Genomic DNA, 16,707 nt, shown 5'->3' with positions numbered 1-16,707 from the left:
GCAGCGGCAGCTTGGTGTCGCCCCGCGAGGCCGGCATGAACTTCCTCTGGCTGGAAGACTTCCTGGCCCTGTCCGCCAGCGGCAATTTCTCTCGCGCGGCCGAAGAACGCCACATGACCCAGCCAGCCTTCAGCCGCCGGGTGCGCGCGCTGGAGGAATGGCTGGGCGTGGTGCTGTTCGACCGCAGCACCCAGCCCGCCACGCTGACCGAGGCCGGCGAGTGGTTCCGCAGCGTCGCGCAGGACCTGATGACGCGGGTGCAGGGCCTGCCCGACCAGGCCCGCGGCGTGGCCGACGCCAGCGCCGCCACACTGCGCATCGCGGCCACCCACGCGCTGTCGTTCAGCTTCCTGCCCGGCTGGCTGCGCGCACTGGAGGCCCGCATCGAGGGCGGCCCGCGGCCGGTGCAGCTGATCAGCGACGTGATGCAGCAATGCGAGGCGCAGATGCAGCAAGGCCGCGTGCAGTTCCTGCTGTGCCACGCGCACGAACAGGTGCCCAGCCGGCTGGAGCCAGCCCAGCACCTGCATGCGGTGGTGGGCCACGACGCGCTGCTGCCCGTGTCCGCACCCGCCCACGGTGGCCGCCCTCGCCACACGCTCGACGGCACCCAGCTCCCCGCCGTGCCGCTGCTGGACTACAGCGCCGAATCCGGCATCGGCCGACTGGTGCACACGCTGCGCGCGGCCGACCTGGCCGCCGCCCACGCCCAGCCCGCGATGACGGCCCACCTCGCCACCGTGCTCAAGACCATGGCGCTGGACGGCCGCGGCGTGGCCTTTCTGCCGCACAGCCTGATGGCCGACGAGCTGGCGGACGGCCGCCTGGTGCAGGCCGGCGGCGAGCGCTGGCGCATCGAGGTGGAGATTCGCCTGTACCGCCGTGCACAGCCGCTGCCGCGCGCCGGCGAAGCCTTCTGGCGCGCAGTGGCGGCCAGCGCCGGTTGAAGACCCCGATGCGCGCCGCCGACGCCCACACCGTCCTGCTGGTCAAGGCCATCGAGGAGACCGACAGCACCGGTGCGCTGCTGAGCGAAGACCAGCGCCGCGACGCCAGCCGCCATGCCCGGGAGCGGGCCGACTGGGCACACGACGCCGTGAAGGCCCGGCAACCGGCCCGCGGCAGCGCGCGCGAGCAGGCCTTTGTGCTGGCCCGTGCGCAGCGCCTGCTGGGCGACCTGCTGGTGCGCCAGCCGCGGCTCGCGCTGCTGCTGCAGCCACCCGGCCTGGGCCTGCTGCTGGGCGGCGGCCTGCCGCTGGCCGCGCTGGCGCTGGGCCTGTTCGCGCAGCACGTGGCCGACCCGCATCATGTCAACCTGGTCTTCGCGCCGGCCTTGCTGGTGCTGGCGATCAACCTGTTCGTGTACCTGCTGCTGGCCGGCCGTGCGGTGCTGGCCATCGCGCGCACCGGCAAGCCAAAGCCGCCCACCTCGCCGCGCCTGCAGCGCCTGGGCCGCTGGCTGGCGCCGCAGCCCATGCGGGGTTCTCGCGGCCTGCCGCCGCTGCTGCTGAACGCCTGGCTGCGCCACCAGGCCGAATGGCTGCAGCTCAGCGGACCGGCGCTGGCCGCGCGCCTGGCGGCGCTGCTGCACACCTGCGCGGCGATGCTGGCGCTGGGCCTGATCGTCTCGCTGTACGTCGGGGGGCTGTTCCTCGAATACCGCGTGGGCTGGGAGTCCACCTTCCTCGGTGCCGAAGAGGTGCGCGCGCTGCTGGCTGCGCTGCAGTGGCCTTTCGGCTGGCTGACCGGCTGGGCGCCGCCCACGGTCGATCAGGTTGCCGCGCTGCGCTTTGACGCCGCCACGCCGCCGTCCGTTGCACAAGGGGCGCACTGGGTGCACCTGTACGCTGCGCTGCTGCTGGCCTTCGTGGTACTGCCGCGCCTGCTGCTGGCCGCCCTCGCCCACGCCCAGCGCCGCCACCGCGAGCGCCGCGTGAAGCTGGACCTGCACGCGCCGTATTTCACCCAGCTGCTGACCGCCGAAGGCCTGGGCCTGAGCGGCGGCCGTGCGGTGCAGGTCGCCTGCCTGCCGTGCAGCCTCAGCCCTTCGCCCGCACTCGCCACCGCGCTGCCGGCCTGGGCCGAGGCCCGCTTCGGCCAGGGCAGCACGCTGAGCCTGCTGCCAGGGGCCGACCTGGCCCTGCCGCCGCGCCAGGCGCTTGCGCCGCTGGCCGCCGTCGCCAGCCAACCCGGCCAGGCCTGCGTGCTGCTGTGCAGCCTGGCCACCACGCCCGAGCCCGCGCCGCACGGCGCGCTGCTGGCCGCGCTGCAGCGGCTGGACCCGCAGGCCCGCGTGCTGCTGGAGGCCAGCGCCTACGTCGAGCGCCTGGGCGCGCAGGCCGGCGCCCAGCGCCTGCGCGAGCGCGAGCACCTGTGGCGCGAGTTCTGCCAGCGCCACGAACTGCGCTGCGAGCTGATCTGCCTGCAGCCCGTCGCGGCCGGCGTGTTCGACAGCCCGCTGTGGCCCGCCGCCACCGCCCCGGAAGCCAGGCCTTGAGCGCTGCACACCTCACGCTGGCCCTGGTCGGCCACACCAACGTCGGCAAGACCACGCTGGCCCGCACGCTGCTGCAGCGCGACGTGGGCGAGGTGCTGGACCGTGGCCACGTGACCACCACCACCGAGCGCCACGAATGGCTGCGCAGCGACGTGGGCGACACGCTGGCGCTGCTGGACACGCCCGGCCTGGCCGACGCCGCCGCGCTGCTGCAGCGCCTGTCGCAAACCGGCTGGCGCCGCTGGTTGCAGCGCGAAGTCTCGGACCGCCTGCAGGCCCCGCCCAATGGCCCGACCGAGCAGGCACTGCAAACGCTGGCCGGCCAGGCCGACGCGCTGCTGTACATCGTCAACGCCGCCGAACTGCCGCAGGACAGTGCCCACCTGCAACCTGAGCTCGCACTGCTGCGCTGGCTGGACAAGCCCACGCTGGTGTTGCTGAACCAGCTGGGCCCTGCAGGACCGCAAGGCCATGACGCCGCCGAACTGCAGCGCTGGCAGGCCGCGCTGGCCGACTGCGCCTTCGTGCACGCCGTGCTGCCGCTGGACGCCTTCTGCCGCAGCCCAGCCGACGAAGCCGCGCTGCTGCAAGCCCTGCCCGCCGCGCTGCCGGCCCAGGCGCGGGCACTGCAGCGCCTTGCCGCCGCCTGGCAGGCCCGCAGCGACCAGCGCCGCGATGCCAGCCAGTACCAGCTCAGCACATTGCTCGCAGATCTGGCCCAGCTCGCCGAACCGCTGGCCGCAGCGCCGTCAAGCAGCTGGCGCGACGGCCTGGCCCGCGCCGTCGGCAGAGGCGCAAACCGCCAGAACGATGCCGGCGAAGAAGCGCTGCAGCGCCTGCTGCTGAAGGTCGAAGCCCTGGTCCAGGCCAACACCAGCGAACTGCTCGCGCTGCACAGCCTCGCCGGTCTGCCCACCCGCAAAGGCGAGACAAGCGCCACGTCGGTCGCCGCGGCGCTTGTCGCCCAGGTGCGCGAACGCCTGATGCGGCAGGAGCGGCCGGTCGACGGGAAAAAGCTGGGGCTTTGGGGCGGCGTGCTCAGCGGCGCCGCCACCGGCCTGGGTGCCGACCTGGCCGCAGGCGGCCTGACGCTGGGCGCCGGGGCGCTGATCGGCGCCGTGGTTGGCGCACTCGGCGGGGCCGGCCTGGCCCACGGCTTCAACCTCTACACCGGCCAGAACGGCCAGCCCGCCCGCGTGCGACTGTCCGACGATGCACTGCAGGAACTCTTCGTCGCCGGCCTGCTGCGCCACCGCGCCGTGACCCACTTCGGTCGCGGCCGCGGGCCGTATGCGGACGGCGCGATGCCGGCCCATTGGCTGCCTGCGGCACAGGCCGCAGCAGCGCCACAGGCCGAAGCGCTGAAGGCCGTCTGGCCCACGCTGCGCGGCGAGTCCGCGGCTACTGAGCTGCCGGTGGCGCTGAAGCGGTTGCAGCAGTTGCATGGTGCAGCGGAGGACCGTTTCGACGCCGCGGGCCTTGCGGCGCGTGGTGACAGCGTGATCGGATGAAAGCCGCCGTCCCGCATGGCCTGCGCCAGGTGCACGGCGCCAAGGCAGCGCCTGCCGGATCGGGCCAACCCATGAAGCTTGTGGCGGTGCTGCTGGCCGTGCTGCCGCAAGTCGCGTTCGCGCACGGCGGCCCGAAGGTGGGCATGTTCGCCGGCTTCATGCCGCTGCTGGCCTACCTGGGCCTTGCCCTGGTCTGGCTGAGGCATCAGACGCGGCTTCCGCTGTGGCTGGCTTTCACGGCTGCAGCCATGCTGTTCCTGGCATTGGGATGCGTCGCCTTCTTCCTGCCAGGCCTGCTGCCGATCTCGAACCAGCACCACGACTTGGCTTCGCTGTTGCTCAACGGTGCGCTCACCTTGGTGCTGGTCGGGACCGCTGTGAAGGTTCGCGCGCAAGCCAGGCGAAAGCGGTAGAACAGGCGCGCTACGCCTTGCCTGACGCCGCCTGCTGCGACAGCGCCAGGAAATCCACGAAGGCGCGCACGCGGGCGGCCAGTTGGTGGCGCTGTGGGTAGACGGCGTGGATGTCGGCGTCGGGCGTCTGGCACTGCGGCAGCACGTGCACCAGGCGGCCGGCAGGTGCTGGAAGCGCTGCGCGACAAGGACGCGATCCTGTTCGGCTCGGCCGGCGACCCGCACATCCCCGACCACGTCACGCTGTGGGGCCTGCGCCTGAAGATCTGCCGGGGCTTCGACCAGTACGCCGCCACCGCGCGCGTGGCCAACCGCCCGGCCACGCTGGACACCCTCGTCGCGACCAACCTGCATGCCGACATCCTGGGCGACCTGGCCGCCGCGCTGGCCGGCAGCCTGGGCATTCAGTGGATGCCGCCCCATCGGCTTGACCGGCGTCAAGCCAGGCCACACGGCGGCGTGCACAGTCTGGCCTTCATCACCTGAGGTCAGCCGATGGAACTTCTGAAGAGCCCAACCCGGTACCTCTTTTTCACCGGCAAGGGCGGCGTGGGGAAGACTTCCCTGTCCACCGCCACCGCATTGGCGCTGGCCGACAGCGGCAAACGCGTCCTGCTGGTCAGCACCGATGCGGCCTCGAACCTGGACGAGATGCTGGGCATCGCGTTGCGCAACACACCGGTGGCGGTGCCTGGCGCGCCAGGGCTGTCGGTGCTGAACATCGATCCGACCAACGCCGCCGAGTCCTATCGCGCGCGGGTGCTCGGCCAGATGGGCGACGGCGCGACAGCGGCCGAGCAGGCCACCGTGCGTGAGCAGCTCTCGGGCGCCTGCACCACCGAGATCGCCGCGTTCGACGAGTTCGCGGCCCTGCTGGCTGGCGACGGAGCCGACTTCGATCACGTGGTGTTCGACACCGCGCCCACCGGCCACACGCTGCGCCTGCTGAGCCTGCCTCAGGCATGGAGCGGCTTTCTCGCCGGCAACGACCGGGGCGCTTCCTGCCTGGGTCCTCACTCGGGCCTGAAGATGCAGGAAACCCGCTTCCAGGCGGCGCTGGCCACGCTGCGGGACGCCAGCCGGACCACCGTGGTGCTGGTCACCCGCGCCGAGAGGGGCGCCGTGGCCGAAGCAGCGCGCACGGCCGAGGAGTTGCAGCTGCTGGGTTTGCAAAACCAGCGGCTGGCGATCAACGGTGTCTTTCACGCGCAGAACCGGCAGGACGCCGTGGCCCTGGCGATTGAGGGCGCCGGCCAGCAGGCATTGGACAGCATGCCGGCATCCTTGCGCGCCTTGCCGCAGGACCGCGTGCCGCTGCGCGCCTTCGACACCGTGAGCCTGCAAGCCCTGCGCGCACTGCTGACGGGCGAGCTGGCGCCAACAGGCCCGAACGCGCCAGGCCCCACGACCACACGCGCGGCGCCGCTGCCGGGCCTGGACCAGCTGGCAGACGAGCTTGCGGCGGGCAGCCACGGCCTGATCATGGTGATGGGCAAGGGAGGGGTCGGCAAGACCACGGTGGCCGCCGCGCTGGCGCTGGGCCTGATCAAACGGGGCAAGACCGTGCACCTGAACACCACCGATCCGGCGGCCCATCTGGCGGCCACGCTCATGGCTGAAGTGCCCGGACTGAGCGTGGACCGCATCGACCCCAAGACGGAGACCCAGCGCTACATCGACAAGGTCATGGCAGCGAAGTCACCCAGGCTGAATGCTGGTGAACAGGCCCTGCTGCTGGAGGACCTGCAATCGCCCTGCACCGAGGAAGTCGCCGTGTTCCACGCCTTCGCACGCGTCGTCAGCCAGGCGCGCAGCGAATTCGTCGTGCTGGACACGGCTCCCACCGGGCACTCGCTGCTGCTGATGGATGCCACCGGCGCTTACCACCGCGAAGCCTTGCGGCAGTTCGAAGGGCGCAACGCCGGCCATGTCTCCACGCCGCTCACACGGCTGCAGGATCCCGACTGGACCCAGGTGATCCTGGTGACCCTGCCGGAGGTGACCCCGGTGTCCCAGGCGGCCGCGCTTCAGGACGACCTGCGGCGCGCGGGCGTGGAGCCCTTCGCATGGGTGGTGAACCGCAGCATCCTGGCCTCCGGCACGCAGGACCCCTTGCTGCAGGCACGCATGGTGGGAGAACAGGTGCAGCTGGACAGGGTCGCCGGCGGGTTGGCCAAGCGGCTGTTCGCGATCCCGTGGCTGGCAACCCCGCCTGTCGGCCAGGCCGAGTTGGCAAAGCTCGCAGAGGGCTGAGCTGCCCGTCCGGTAGCGCGCCGTCGACCCGTCGCGAGGCCATGCCCCGACAAACCGCAGCGTCGAATCCACGGTGAAATATACCCAAGCCACCGTGATTTTTTCCGGCGGCTTTTTCTTTGCTGGTTGCGAGCAACGACGCCCAAAAGCAACTGCCCGGCAAAACTCAGGGGAAGCGACCGGCCTGTACCTTTGCGCATTTCCACGTTGGCCGAGGTAGAAACAGGTACATCCTCAATTCAGAGGTTGCTGCACCCCTCCCCCACCGCCGCAGAATATCGGCACTGACGGAGAAGTTCTCGTCCAAAACCCTGCAAAGCACTGACGGGTTCGGGACCTGCCGCCAGCGCCGGGCCATGCTGTATCGGCCATTTCAGACCAGACTCGTTGGGATCCCGCACCATTCGACCTGCCAGCCAACCGCCGCATGAGCGCGGGCGCGCCCATCGAGACTGACCTTCCTGCTCTTCTTCCCTGCTTCGGCCTTGGTTCTTCGATGACTTGAAATCGAACCATGCCCGATTTTCATCCATTGGATTCAACTGGAAAGGAATCCCCATGTCTGTTCTTGCTGACGCCATCAAGGCGCTGGACCCCACCCCGAATAAGACCACACAGCTGACCTTGTCGTTGAATCTGCTGAGCGAACTGGCCGAAAACAAGGCGCTCGAATTCGAGAACGATGTTTTCCGAAGCTACCTCACGGCCGGCACCCAGGAAAACAGGACGGCGCCCATCACCATGGTGATGGCCTCGCATTCCGAGTATCGAGCGTACGTGAAGGACGACGCCGGCAAAATTGCGACCGAGGTTTCCGGTGCGATCAAGAAATTCGTCTCGGGCGGCTCCGAGCAAATCATCAGCGGCATCGCGGACCTGGTCACCACCGGGCTCACGGCGATCCTGGGGGCGGGCCAGGCCACGCAGCAGGAAATGCACAGCTACTACATCACGGTCCAGTCCCGCGCACTGGTGCGCTACGACATCATGGCCTGGCGGCGCCTTGTGGAGGCAGAGGGCATCACCTCCCAGATCCAGAGCTGCATGGCGGTCTACGCCTCCAAGGCCAGCATCGACGTGGCCTCGCTGGACCTGAACACATTCCTGCTCGCCTACGAGGACCAGCTCTACAAGATGGGCTTCTCCGAGAAGGAGAACATCGAGTACATCGACTACGCAGAGTCGGTCTACAACAAGCTGATCGGCGCCAGCCGCGCCAATGTCGGCTCTGCCACCCGCGGCCCTGCCACGCTCGGCACGGCCAAGCCGGTGCCCAGCCGGCCCGGCGAGTTGCTGTTCCTGCCCATGATGCCCACGCCGCAGCGCACCCACAGAAACTCGCCGGGCCGTCGCGCATGAGCACGCTGCGCCGCCGAATGCAGGCCTGAGCCATGCCCGGCGGCGCGGGCGGACTTCACCCCGGCAAGGTGCCGTCAGGTCTTGGCACGCCTTCAATGCGCCGCAGCGTCACGTTCAGCCGCCCGCCTTCGGCCAGCAGCGCCGAGCTGCCGAAGCGGATGCGGTCCACGCCATGGAACAGCAGCCGGCCAGCGCCGCCGAACCAGACCACATCGCCGCTGTGCAGGTCCAGGCGCTGCAGCGGCGCATTGCGCGCCAGCCCGCCCACCGCAAAGCGCGCATCGTCACCAAGCGACACCGACACCACCGGCCCGCGCAGGCTCACGACATCCTTGTCCTGGTGCAGACCCAGCCTGGCCTTGGCGTCGTAGTAGTTGATCAGGCACTGGTTCGGCGGCTGCGCCTCACCGGTCGCCTCGGCCCACAGCCGCAGCAGCCGCTCGGGAATCGCCGGCCACGCCTGGCCCGTCACCGGATGCGTGCGCTGGTAGCGGTAGCCACCGACCTTGTCCGTCACCCAGCCCCAGGTGCCAGCGCCGCTCATGCGCACGCTGAGCGGCGCGCCGCTGCGTGGCATGGCTTGCTGGAACAGCGGCGCCTCGGCGAGCAGCTGGCGCAGTTCGGCCAGCAGAGCGGCCTGCTCGGCGGCATCGAAATGCGCCGGCAGGAAGTGGAACCCGGCCGGCAGCGGCGCGGGCTCGAAGCCGGGCAGCGGCGGTGCGTCATCAAGGTGCTGTGGCATGGGCCCGCCAGTGTGGCACCAGCCGCGCGCAGCGACCCGCCCTCTTCCGCGACACCCGATTCACCCAGGGCGCGGGCGACGTGAACGTCCGGGGGATGATGGTGAATTGACTCTCCGCAACTTTATGGATCATGGGTCTCCTCTTTGGTGGCACAGTCGGCGCGTCATCGCTCAAGCCGACCGGCGCCCCGTGCCATGCAGACGCCCGACCGACAACGACGTCGACATTCCATCCTTGTGTCTCGGCAAGAGCATCGCCTGAGCGTGCGGCACTCGATCCCGTGATGGATCCACTCTGCAAAGGTCTGGCGCTTTCGCACGCGGGGCACGCCGACGCGATGACGCTGTTGCGTGAGGCGCATGCGCGATCGCTCGAACTGCACGACGAGCGCGGCGTGCTGACAAGCGCCGCTGCGCTGGTGCTGACCAGCCACACGGTGGGCAATTTCAGGGACATGGCGGAGATGCTGAAGCACGTTGCGGCGCTCAAGCAGCCCGCGCTGGCGCTGCGGGCACCCGACGACGAACTGCTAGTCCGCACGGCGCTGCTGATCGGCCAGCTGTATGTCGATCTCGACGACCCGGATACCGACGCCAACGTGGCACGGTTGCTGGCCTTGCTGGAGCAACCGGGCGGCCTGGACGTGAACCTGCGTCTGGCGGCGGCCCGCATCCTGCTGTACTTCGTCGAGCCGCGCGAACTGCGCGAACTGGGCCTGCGTGTCAATGCACTCGTGCTTCCCCACCTGACGGACACCGCACTCCAGCCGCACCGGCACGGCCAGTGGCTGCTGCGCTGGCGGAGCTGCGCTGGCTATGCCAAGGACCCGTTGCAGGAGGCTGCCGCCACCGAGTCGGCACGCGCGCTGGCCGAACGCCACGGGCTTCGCGACGTGCGGTTCACGCTGGCCTTCGACGAGGTCGGCCACAGCCTGAACGGCGGTGACCTGCGGCGCGCGGAACGTGCGCTGGCCGACGCCGAGGCGCTGGTCGATCCGGGCAGCCTGCGTGAACTGATGCTGCTCGATGTGACGCGGATGCGCGTCGCACTCATCAAGGGCCAGGTCGACGATGCGCTGTTCCGCGCCGTCCGCGCCCGCAAGCTCGCGGTCGAGCTGCAATGCCCCGGGCCGATGCTGGGCGCCTACATCGTCAACGAGGCCAGCGTGCGACTGCTGCTGAACGACGGCGTCGGCGCGCGGCACCAGATGGAAGAGGCGATCCCGCTGCTGCCCCCTGGCTTCGCCCAGGAAGTTCGCGAAATGATCGCGGCGATGCTGGCATCCGAAGCGCTGCACCGCGGTGATCCGCGGGGGCGCGAGATGATGGCGTCGGTCTGGTCCGGTCTGCGCGAGCGCCAGTTCTACGACAGTTTCGACGGCCACCCGGCGTTCAAGGCCCGCATCTGCATGCAGGCGCTGGAGCAGCGGATCGAGGTCGAGTTCGTCACCAGCGTCATCCGGAAATGCGGGTTGGCGCCGCCGGCGAACGCACCCGAAACCTGGCCGTGGCGGCTGCGCCTGTACGCCCTCGGACGTTTTGAGGTCCAGCGCGACGGCGTGCCGCTCACCGCGGAAGGCAAAGGTCAGCGCAAACCGATGGAGTTGCTTCGAGCGCTGATCGCCCACGGCGCCACCAGCCGCGAGCGGGGCCTGCCCACCGGCGAGCTGATCGACCTGCTGTGGCCCGACCTGGAAGCGGAGGCGCCGAAGGCATCGTTCGACATGACGCTGATGCGCCTGCGCAAGCTGCTGCAGGTCGACGGGGCGTTGACGCTTGCCGAAGGACGGCTGTGGCTCGACCCGGCCCTGGTCTGGTGCGACGTCACGGCATTCGAACGCGACTGCGATGCGTTGACCGCACTGCCCGAGGCGCCCGGCGCGGAGGCCGAGCTGAGCGCGGCGGCGCGGCGACTCAGACTGCGTCGGGACCTGCGTCTGTTCGGCAGCACCAGCGTGGAAGGCTGGGCCGTTCTCGCGCGAGAGCGCCTGGCGACGCGCTTCGCAAACGCGATCACGGCCTACGGCGGCCACCTGGAGGAGCAGGCGGCCTGGATCGCCGCGATCGCACTCTACGGACACGGTGCCACCGAGGATCCCCTGGCGGAGCCCTTCTATCGCGGCCTGATGCGCAGCCACCTCGCACTCGACCAGCCGGCAGCGGCGATGCGCAGCTTCCAGCGCTGCCGCGAGCTGCTTGCCAACGTGCTCGGGGTGCCGCCTTCCCGCGAAACGCTGGCGCTGCTCGCAAGCATCCCGCAAGCCTGACACCGGAGCCACGATGAGCCCGCAACAAATCGAACTGGTCCGCCTCAGCTGGCAGCAGGTCTTCCCGCTGCGCGAAACCGCCGCACAGATGTTCTATGAGCGGCTTTTCGAGCTGGATCCGTCGCTGCGACCCCTGTTCAAGGCCGATCTGTCGCAGCAAGCCGCAAAGTTGTTCGACACCTTGAACGCCTTGGTGGCATCGCTCGGAGAGAACGGCGCCCTCGAAACGGTGGCGGGCCCGCTGCGGCGCAGCCATGCTGGCTTCGCGGCGACGCCGGCGCATTACGAGGCGGTCGGCGCAGCCCTGATGTGGACGCTGCAGGCGAGCGTCGGCAAGGCTTTCACGACGTCGACGCGGGCCGCCTGGCGCGAGGCGTACGCGCAGCTGTCTGCAGCGATGCAAATGGATCGCGGCGCTGCCGCTGCCCCTGCCCGCTGAACGCTGGAAACGCCCCCTAAAAGAAGGGGACGCCTGTTAGTCATCGGTTAGCGGCTGTCCAGGCCGGTCGCCGGATCATTCGTGCACTGCGCAAAGCAGCCACTGAACCGATCCGACACCCCTCCTGAAAGACCACCGTCCATGACCTCCTTCCGCACCCCCATCGTTGCCTCGTTTGTCGCTGCCGCAGCGCTCTCGACCTTTGTCGCGCCGGCCGGCGCCACCGATTTCGGCCATCACCCGGCGGCCACGAAGGCGAGGGCCGCCGATGCCGAGTTCGACCCGTCGACCTTCATGCCCGGGCACCCCGCCCGTGGCGCGGCTGGTCAGGCGGCGCATGCCAATTTCGAGCATCCGGCGCTGGCGACGTATCGCGCAGGTCAACTGCCGCACACCGATCCGAACACGTTCATCGTGCAACCTCCGGCCACCACCGCGTGGATCGTCGTCGACTCTCCGACCATCCTCGCCATGCAGCAGCGTTGAAGCGATCCGCGCCCAACACCCGCACCGACACCACCCGGAATCGATCCATGACCACTCTCGACACCTCCACCATCGAGCTCGTCCGCACCAGCTGGGCGCTCGTCGCGCCGAGCCAGCCCGAGGTCGCTTCGCAGTTCTACTGCCATCTCCTGCGGCTCGACCCATCGCTCGCGCCGATGTTCGGCGGCGACATGACGGTGCAGGGCCAGCGGCTGACGAGCATGATCGGCGCCGCCCTGACCCTTCTCGATCAACCCGAGCAGCTGATGCCGGTGCTGCGCAGCCTCGGCGCTCGCCATCTCGGCTACGGGGTGCAAGACTCGCACTACCCGGTGGTGGCCGAAGCGCTGCTTCAAACGCTCCATGGCGGACTGGCCTGCGCCTTCACCGAGGACGTGCGCGCGGCGTGGACCTCGGTCTACAGCATGCTCGCCAACGAAATGATGAGCGGCGCAGCAGCTGAACGCCTGCGCGATCACGCCCGGCAGCAGGTGGAGGCGTCATGAAGGTCTCGTCTATCGTTGCGACGCGTCGTCCTGTGTCTCGCCTCGTCTTCGGCCGCGTTGCCGTGCCGGCCCTGGTGATCGCGCTCGCCGTCCTGGTGTGGCACCAGAGACCCGCCGTTGCGCAGACAGTCTCGGAGCCGCCAGCCTCGCAGGCCTCCTCCCGCGGCGATTCAAAAAATCTGCCCCTCGAATTTTGGATGTTGTGATGCTGGCGTGGCGATGTGCTGGTCGCCGGCCGCGCGCACCGGTCCTTCGCCCATCGAGCAACCCTTCACCCGCGGTGAGGACACCGTCATTCGACAGCCGCAGACTCGTTCTCCGTGTGCCGGTCAGGCTCCGTGGTGAGGAGGATTTTGTTCAGAACGGACGTGGCGTAATTCCCTGCGGGCAAAGAGAAGGTGAGCACCAGCTGATCGGCTTGCGGCCATTCCCATGAAATGTCCACCGGCCCGGCCACCAGGGCGCGGCGCGCCTGATCCAGACCGGCGTGTTCCATGCCGTCGCACAAGCTGGCGTGACGTTCAGCCACGCCGTTCTCCAGGGCCTGCGCCTGATCGGTGGTGCTCACGCCGCCCCGTCCTCAGAGCGGCCCGGTGGGCCCACCCGCCTCGTCCGGTCCACGTCGTCGGATGCGGCCATCCGGCCGTTGACGTCGCTGGACCGGTCGGGCTGAATGCAGTGAATGGCGGCTTCCCGGTAGAGCGGCCAAGAAAAACAGCCATGGCAGAAGCCAACCCGGTATTCGGCGTGAACTTGCTTGAGGCTCAATGAACCCGCAGCACCTCAAACCGCTGTCGGGTTGGCGCGACCTGTATCGACACCTCATCGCCCTCGCATTTACCCAGCATGGCCCTGCTCAACGGGGCTTCGCTGCTGATGACCTGAACGAGCTGAGCGCCGCTGACCAACTTCATGCTGCCCCCATCCGGGCCGAGAAAGAGCTGTTGCTGCTTGTCGTCGGAATCGACCAGGAGGACCAGCGCGCCGAGCTGTATGCCTTTGCTGGCGTCGTAGGGGCGCGGGCGGAATTGGCGCCAGTTGACCATCGCCTGGCGGATGGCTTCGGCGCGACGCGCTTGGCCAGTGGCCAGGTATGCGGCTTCGAGACCCAATGTGTCGTACTTGTTCTCGGCGATGTTTTCCTCGTGAGTTGCCGATTCATGGGCCGCCCGCGCTGCCTGTTCGGCCTGCAGCAGATCCTCGGCGAGACGTTCCAGCACCTGCTGCTGCAGCAAGAATTTATCCATGATGAGAGGTAGGCATCTCGAACAAGCGGGAGTCGGGGCTCAATTGTGAAGGGATCCACCAGCGTTCGACGCTTCTGTTGGCTGCAGGTCAACTTCAGCGATGGTTCGGCTCGTGTCAGCGGCGACACAAGACAGCAGTCGTTCGACTTGTTTTTTGCCGAAGGGCGGCTTGCTGGCGCGCCCATGAACAGTCAATCTCGGCCAGGCGCCGTCCTTCGCCAGCGACAGCTCCAGGGCAATACGATCACCTTTGCGCAGCCCGCTGCGAGACCTTGTGCGCGACGCCGCCGGGCTGGCCGAGACAGGAAGCCGGCGACGACGGCGACCGCTTCGTCCGCGCCGTCGAATCCGAACCTGATCCAACCCTTCAAGGCAGGATGCCTACGCGCCGTAGGCCGCCATGAAGACCCGTACGGCCTCGCGTAGAAGGGCCCTGTTTTCCCGGGAATCCGGCATCTCGAGCTTCAGCAGTCCGCGGAAGTGCCCGGAGCCCAGGAACATCGACAGGAACAGGTCCGCCGCTTGAAGCGGGTTCCGCACGTTCAGTGTGCCCGCCGCGTCGGCGCGGCGCAGGTATGCAGCGAGCTCGTCGTTCACCCGCTCCGGGCCTTCCTTGTAGAACGCACGGCAGACTTCCGGCTGCGCCCCCGCGACGCCGTAGACAGCGCGCAACGCGCCCAGGGCGTCGTCCCCACGCGCCAGTGCGAGAAACCGGGCGCCTATCGCCAGCAGCGCGTTCTCCGGCCGGTCGGCGTCCAGTGCCCCGGCACCCGGGACGCCAACCACCACCGTCGCCGTCCTGTCGCGCACGACCGCCTGGAACAGCCTCTCCTTGGAGCCGAAGTTGTTGTACACGGTCGTCTTGGACACACCGGCGTCCGCGGCGATGGCATCCACGCTGGCACGCTCCAGGCCATGCGCGTTGAAGTGCGTTTGCGCCGCTTCCAGGATGCGCCGGACGACTTCGGGATCGCGTGGTCGCCCGCGTTGAGGCTTGGGGGCGGGAGCTTGGGGACGGGCCATGGACAGATTTAGTGGATTTGACAGTTCACTATATAGCACGCATATTGTTGTACTTTCAGTCCATTAAATTTCGGCGACCAGAGGAACCCCATGACACCCATGCAGTCGGGCCGGTTTCCGTATCCGCCGATGAACGACACCATGAACATGGTCCTTCGGGAGGTACAGGAAGGGCGCGTGGTCTTCCAGGGAATTCCGCAGGCCCGGCACGACACGCCCCTGGGGCCGATTCACGGACGTTGGTTCGTGAATCGGCTCGACTCTGCAGCCTGGCTGCGCGATCCAGACGACGCTGCCATCAGCGCGCACCTGCACCACTGCCGGCCTGAATATCCAAATCGTCCAGCGGCGACACATCAAACGGGCCCGCTGCGGGTCACCAGCGAAGTCACCCACCGGGGACGCCAGCTCGCTGCCGCCACTTCGAAGGTGAATGGCGAGTCGGGGAGGCTGTATGCGTCTGCGGCACGGTGGATCGTTCTGGTTCGCGCAACGACCGCGCGCCGCGGCAGGAAAGGACCGATGGATGGATGAACTCAAGGCCATGCGCACCTTCGTGAAGGTAGTGGACGAAGGCAGTTTCGCCGGCGCCGCACGCTCCCTGAACGTCGCCGCCTCGGTGGTCACCCGGGTGGTTGGTGAACTGGAAGAGACGCTGAACTGTCGCCTGCTGAACCGCACGACCCGCGCGCTGTCACTCACAAACGTGGGAGCCCAGTACCTGGAGCGCGTCCGCACCATTCTCGAGGACATTGAAGACGCCAAAAACCAGGCGACGGAGGCCACCGACACGGTCCGCGGCCTGCTGCGCGTGGCGGCGCCGCAGGAGTTCCTCACCGCCAGCCTTGCACGGCTGGTGTCTCGTTTCACACAACGCCACCCTGCGCTGAACATCCAGCTGACACTCTCGCCCGCGTGGGCGCTGGTACCCGACGATGCCGCGGACGTCACCATCCTCATCCCAGGCCCGGAGCCGCTCAACGGGGACTTTGTCGCCAGGCTGCTGGCACATGCCGACGTCGTCCTGTGCGCCACGCCGGAATACCTCGCGCGGCATCCGCCGATTGCCAGGCCCGAGGACGTGGATCTGCACACCATGCTCGTGCCGGACCCTGCCTTTGAACGCAAGGCCTGGACTTTTCATTCCATCCGCGAAGATGGCACCTGGGACTTGACCTCGCTGCGGCCCCGGCGCGCGCCCATCGGTTCGCCGAATCTGGAGGTCATGATCGCTGCGGCCCGCGGTCACTGCGGGATCGCCGGCGCCTTGTCATTGAACGTGTTCGAGGATCTGCGCCTGGGTACCTTGCAGCGCGTCCTGCCGGGCTGGTCGGCGGCGGGCTACCGGATCTATGCAGCCGTGCCGAGTCGGACGCATTTGCCCCGGCGCGTGCGGGCCTTCATGGATTTTCTCGTCGAGCAATACGGCGGGGCGCCGTCGGATCCCTGGCTCACCGGAATGAACGAGGAGCATCACCCCCTGCGGTGAGCTGGGTGAGCCGCGCGTGCAGCGGCAGCAGTGGGACATCCAGCATGCCGGACGCGTGGCGCATTAAGTGCACTTGACAGTTCACTATATCAGTCGCACATTACTGAACTCGTAGTCCAATAATCAATCGACCCATGACTTCCTCCTCCTGGCTCAGCCGCTGGGCGCCCCCTCGGGCAACCCGCCTCCTGTCCATCGCGGCATGGGCCGCGCTGTCGGCATGCTCGACACCCCCCGTGCAGCCCCCCGCGCCCTCGGTGCCCCTCGCGGCCGCCTTTGCCCACAGCGATGCGGCACAGCCGGAAGGCGCAGCCGCGGGCGCTGCGTGGTGGGCCGCGTGGGGAGATTCCACGCTCACCGCGCTGGTTGAGGAAGCGCTTGGCGCGAACCAGGACATCGCCATGGCACTCCAGCGGGTCGCCCAGGCCCGCGGGGGCGCGGATGCCCAGGCCTCCCGCCTGTGGCCGACGGTGGG

Annotated in this window: 17 protein-coding genes and 3 pseudogenes; 15 read left to right on the top strand and 5 right to left on the bottom strand. The window is 68.7% G+C overall.

Annotated features, from left to right (window positions below):
- The first annotated feature begins 35 nt into the window (after nucleotides 1-35).
- From AC3WR5_RS11980 to AC3WR5_RS11965, 4 genes are read left to right on the top strand one after another with little or no spacing between them, the layout of a single operon-like run.
- Nucleotides 36-947 carry a LysR family transcriptional regulator gene (locus AC3WR5_RS11980; RefSeq protein ID WP_492484636.1) on the top strand — a complete coding sequence of 304 codons (912 nt, stop codon included), beginning with the start codon at nucleotides 36-38 and terminating at the stop codon, nucleotides 945-947.
- A gap of 8 nt (nucleotides 948-955) precedes the next feature.
- Nucleotides 956-2,497, top strand: coding sequence for a DUF2868 domain-containing protein (locus tag AC3WR5_RS11975; RefSeq protein WP_492484634.1), 1,542 nt, complete (start codon nucleotides 956-958; stop codon nucleotides 2,495-2,497).
- On the top strand, nucleotides 2,494-4,008 hold the full coding sequence (locus AC3WR5_RS11970) for a DUF3482 domain-containing protein (RefSeq protein ID WP_492484632.1): 1,515 nt from the start codon (nucleotides 2,494-2,496) through the stop codon (nucleotides 4,006-4,008). Before AC3WR5_RS11975 ends, AC3WR5_RS11970 begins: the two co-directional genes overlap by 4 nt.
- Complete coding sequence (locus tag AC3WR5_RS11965; RefSeq protein ID WP_492484630.1) at nucleotides 4,005-4,421, top strand: hypothetical protein; 417 nt, start codon at nucleotides 4,005-4,007, stop codon at nucleotides 4,419-4,421. The genes AC3WR5_RS11970 and AC3WR5_RS11965 overlap by 4 nt, the downstream gene beginning before the upstream one ends.
- 10 nt (nucleotides 4,422-4,431) lie before the next feature.
- On the opposite strand, the pseudogene AC3WR5_RS11960 reads toward AC3WR5_RS11965, so the two are convergent.
- Nucleotides 4,432-4,581: pseudogene (locus tag AC3WR5_RS11960) on the bottom strand (LysR family transcriptional regulator); the annotation flags it as partial.
- Between the two features lie 8 nt (nucleotides 4,582-4,589).
- Here AC3WR5_RS11960 and AC3WR5_RS11955 point away from each other — a divergent pair.
- The 3 genes and pseudogenes from AC3WR5_RS11955 to AC3WR5_RS11945 form a co-directional block, all read left to right on the top strand.
- Nucleotides 4,590-4,898, top strand: a pseudogene (locus AC3WR5_RS11955) (hypothetical protein); the annotation flags it as partial.
- An 18-nt stretch (nucleotides 4,899-4,916) separates the two neighbouring features.
- A complete protein-coding gene (gene arsA / locus AC3WR5_RS11950) occupies nucleotides 4,917-6,674 on the top strand; it encodes an arsenical pump-driving ATPase (RefSeq protein WP_141287304.1) in 1,758 nt (585 codons plus the stop codon).
- A 558-nt stretch (nucleotides 6,675-7,232) separates the two neighbouring features.
- Nucleotides 7,233-8,033 (top strand): hypothetical protein, encoded by an 801-nt coding sequence (locus AC3WR5_RS11945; RefSeq protein WP_492484628.1) that lies wholly within the window; start codon nucleotides 7,233-7,235, stop codon nucleotides 8,031-8,033.
- A 55-nt stretch (nucleotides 8,034-8,088) separates the two neighbouring features.
- On the opposite strand, the gene AC3WR5_RS11940 is transcribed toward AC3WR5_RS11945, so the two are convergent.
- Nucleotides 8,089-8,775, bottom strand: a complete 687-nt coding sequence (locus AC3WR5_RS11940; protein ID WP_492484626.1) for an alpha-ketoglutarate-dependent dioxygenase AlkB — start codon at nucleotides 8,773-8,775, stop codon at nucleotides 8,089-8,091.
- Nucleotides 8,776-9,059: 284 nt separating this feature from the next.
- On the opposite strand from AC3WR5_RS11940, the gene AC3WR5_RS11935 reads away from it, so the two are divergent.
- The 5 genes from AC3WR5_RS11935 (at nucleotide 9,060) to AC3WR5_RS11915 (ending at nucleotide 12,679) form a co-directional block, all read left to right on the top strand.
- On the top strand, nucleotides 9,060-11,042 hold the full coding sequence (locus AC3WR5_RS11935) for an AfsR/SARP family transcriptional regulator (RefSeq protein ID WP_492484624.1): 1,983 nt from the start codon (nucleotides 9,060-9,062) through the stop codon (nucleotides 11,040-11,042).
- 13 nt (nucleotides 11,043-11,055) lie between these two features.
- The gene (locus AC3WR5_RS11930) at nucleotides 11,056-11,481 is read left to right on the top strand and encodes a globin domain-containing protein (RefSeq protein WP_492484623.1); all 426 of its coding nucleotides are present in this window, start codon (nucleotides 11,056-11,058) and stop codon (nucleotides 11,479-11,481) included.
- Nucleotides 11,482-11,622: 141 nt separating this feature from the next.
- On the top strand, nucleotides 11,623-11,967 hold the full coding sequence (locus tag AC3WR5_RS11925; protein ID WP_492484621.1) for a hypothetical protein: 345 nt from the start codon (nucleotides 11,623-11,625) through the stop codon (nucleotides 11,965-11,967).
- A 47-nt stretch (nucleotides 11,968-12,014) separates the two neighbouring features.
- Complete coding sequence (locus AC3WR5_RS11920; RefSeq protein ID WP_492484619.1) at nucleotides 12,015-12,473, top strand: globin domain-containing protein; 459 nt, start codon at nucleotides 12,015-12,017, stop codon at nucleotides 12,471-12,473.
- Nucleotides 12,470-12,679 carry a hypothetical protein gene (locus AC3WR5_RS11915; protein WP_492484617.1) on the top strand — a complete coding sequence of 70 codons (210 nt, stop codon included), beginning with the start codon at nucleotides 12,470-12,472 and terminating at the stop codon, nucleotides 12,677-12,679. The genes AC3WR5_RS11920 and AC3WR5_RS11915 overlap by 4 nt, the downstream gene beginning before the upstream one ends.
- A gap of 86 nt (nucleotides 12,680-12,765) precedes the next feature.
- On the opposite strand, the gene AC3WR5_RS11910 is transcribed toward AC3WR5_RS11915, so the two are convergent.
- From AC3WR5_RS11910 to AC3WR5_RS11900, 3 genes are all read right to left on the bottom strand, one after another.
- Nucleotides 12,766-13,041, bottom strand: a complete 276-nt coding sequence (locus tag AC3WR5_RS11910) for a hypothetical protein (protein WP_492484615.1) — start codon at nucleotides 13,039-13,041, stop codon at nucleotides 12,766-12,768.
- 196 nt (nucleotides 13,042-13,237) lie between these two features.
- The gene (locus tag AC3WR5_RS11905; protein ID WP_492484613.1) at nucleotides 13,238-13,720 is read right to left on the bottom strand and encodes a GreA/GreB family elongation factor; all 483 of its coding nucleotides are present in this window, start codon (nucleotides 13,718-13,720) and stop codon (nucleotides 13,238-13,240) included.
- 381 nt (nucleotides 13,721-14,101) lie between these two features.
- Nucleotides 14,102-14,743, bottom strand: a complete 642-nt coding sequence (locus tag AC3WR5_RS11900; RefSeq protein ID WP_492484612.1) for a TetR/AcrR family transcriptional regulator — start codon at nucleotides 14,741-14,743, stop codon at nucleotides 14,102-14,104.
- 90 nt (nucleotides 14,744-14,833) lie between these two features.
- On the opposite strand from AC3WR5_RS11900, the gene AC3WR5_RS11895 reads away from it, so the two are divergent.
- The 3 genes and pseudogenes from AC3WR5_RS11895 to AC3WR5_RS11885 all read left to right on the top strand — a co-directional run.
- Nucleotides 14,834-15,277, top strand: a complete 444-nt coding sequence (locus tag AC3WR5_RS11895; RefSeq protein ID WP_492484610.1) for a PaaI family thioesterase — start codon at nucleotides 14,834-14,836, stop codon at nucleotides 15,275-15,277.
- Nucleotides 15,270-16,232 carry a LysR family transcriptional regulator gene (locus tag AC3WR5_RS11890; protein ID WP_492484608.1) on the top strand — a complete coding sequence of 321 codons (963 nt, stop codon included), beginning with the start codon at nucleotides 15,270-15,272 and terminating at the stop codon, nucleotides 16,230-16,232. Before AC3WR5_RS11895 ends, AC3WR5_RS11890 begins: the two co-directional genes overlap by 8 nt.
- A gap of 134 nt (nucleotides 16,233-16,366) precedes the next feature.
- Nucleotides 16,367-16,707, top strand: a pseudogene (locus tag AC3WR5_RS11885) (hypothetical protein); the annotation flags it as partial.

The organism is Ideonella sp. FW305-24, assembly GCF_058788035.1.
The sequence above is the reverse complement of the archived record's forward strand: the minus strand, read 5'-3'. Positions and strand labels throughout refer to the sequence as shown.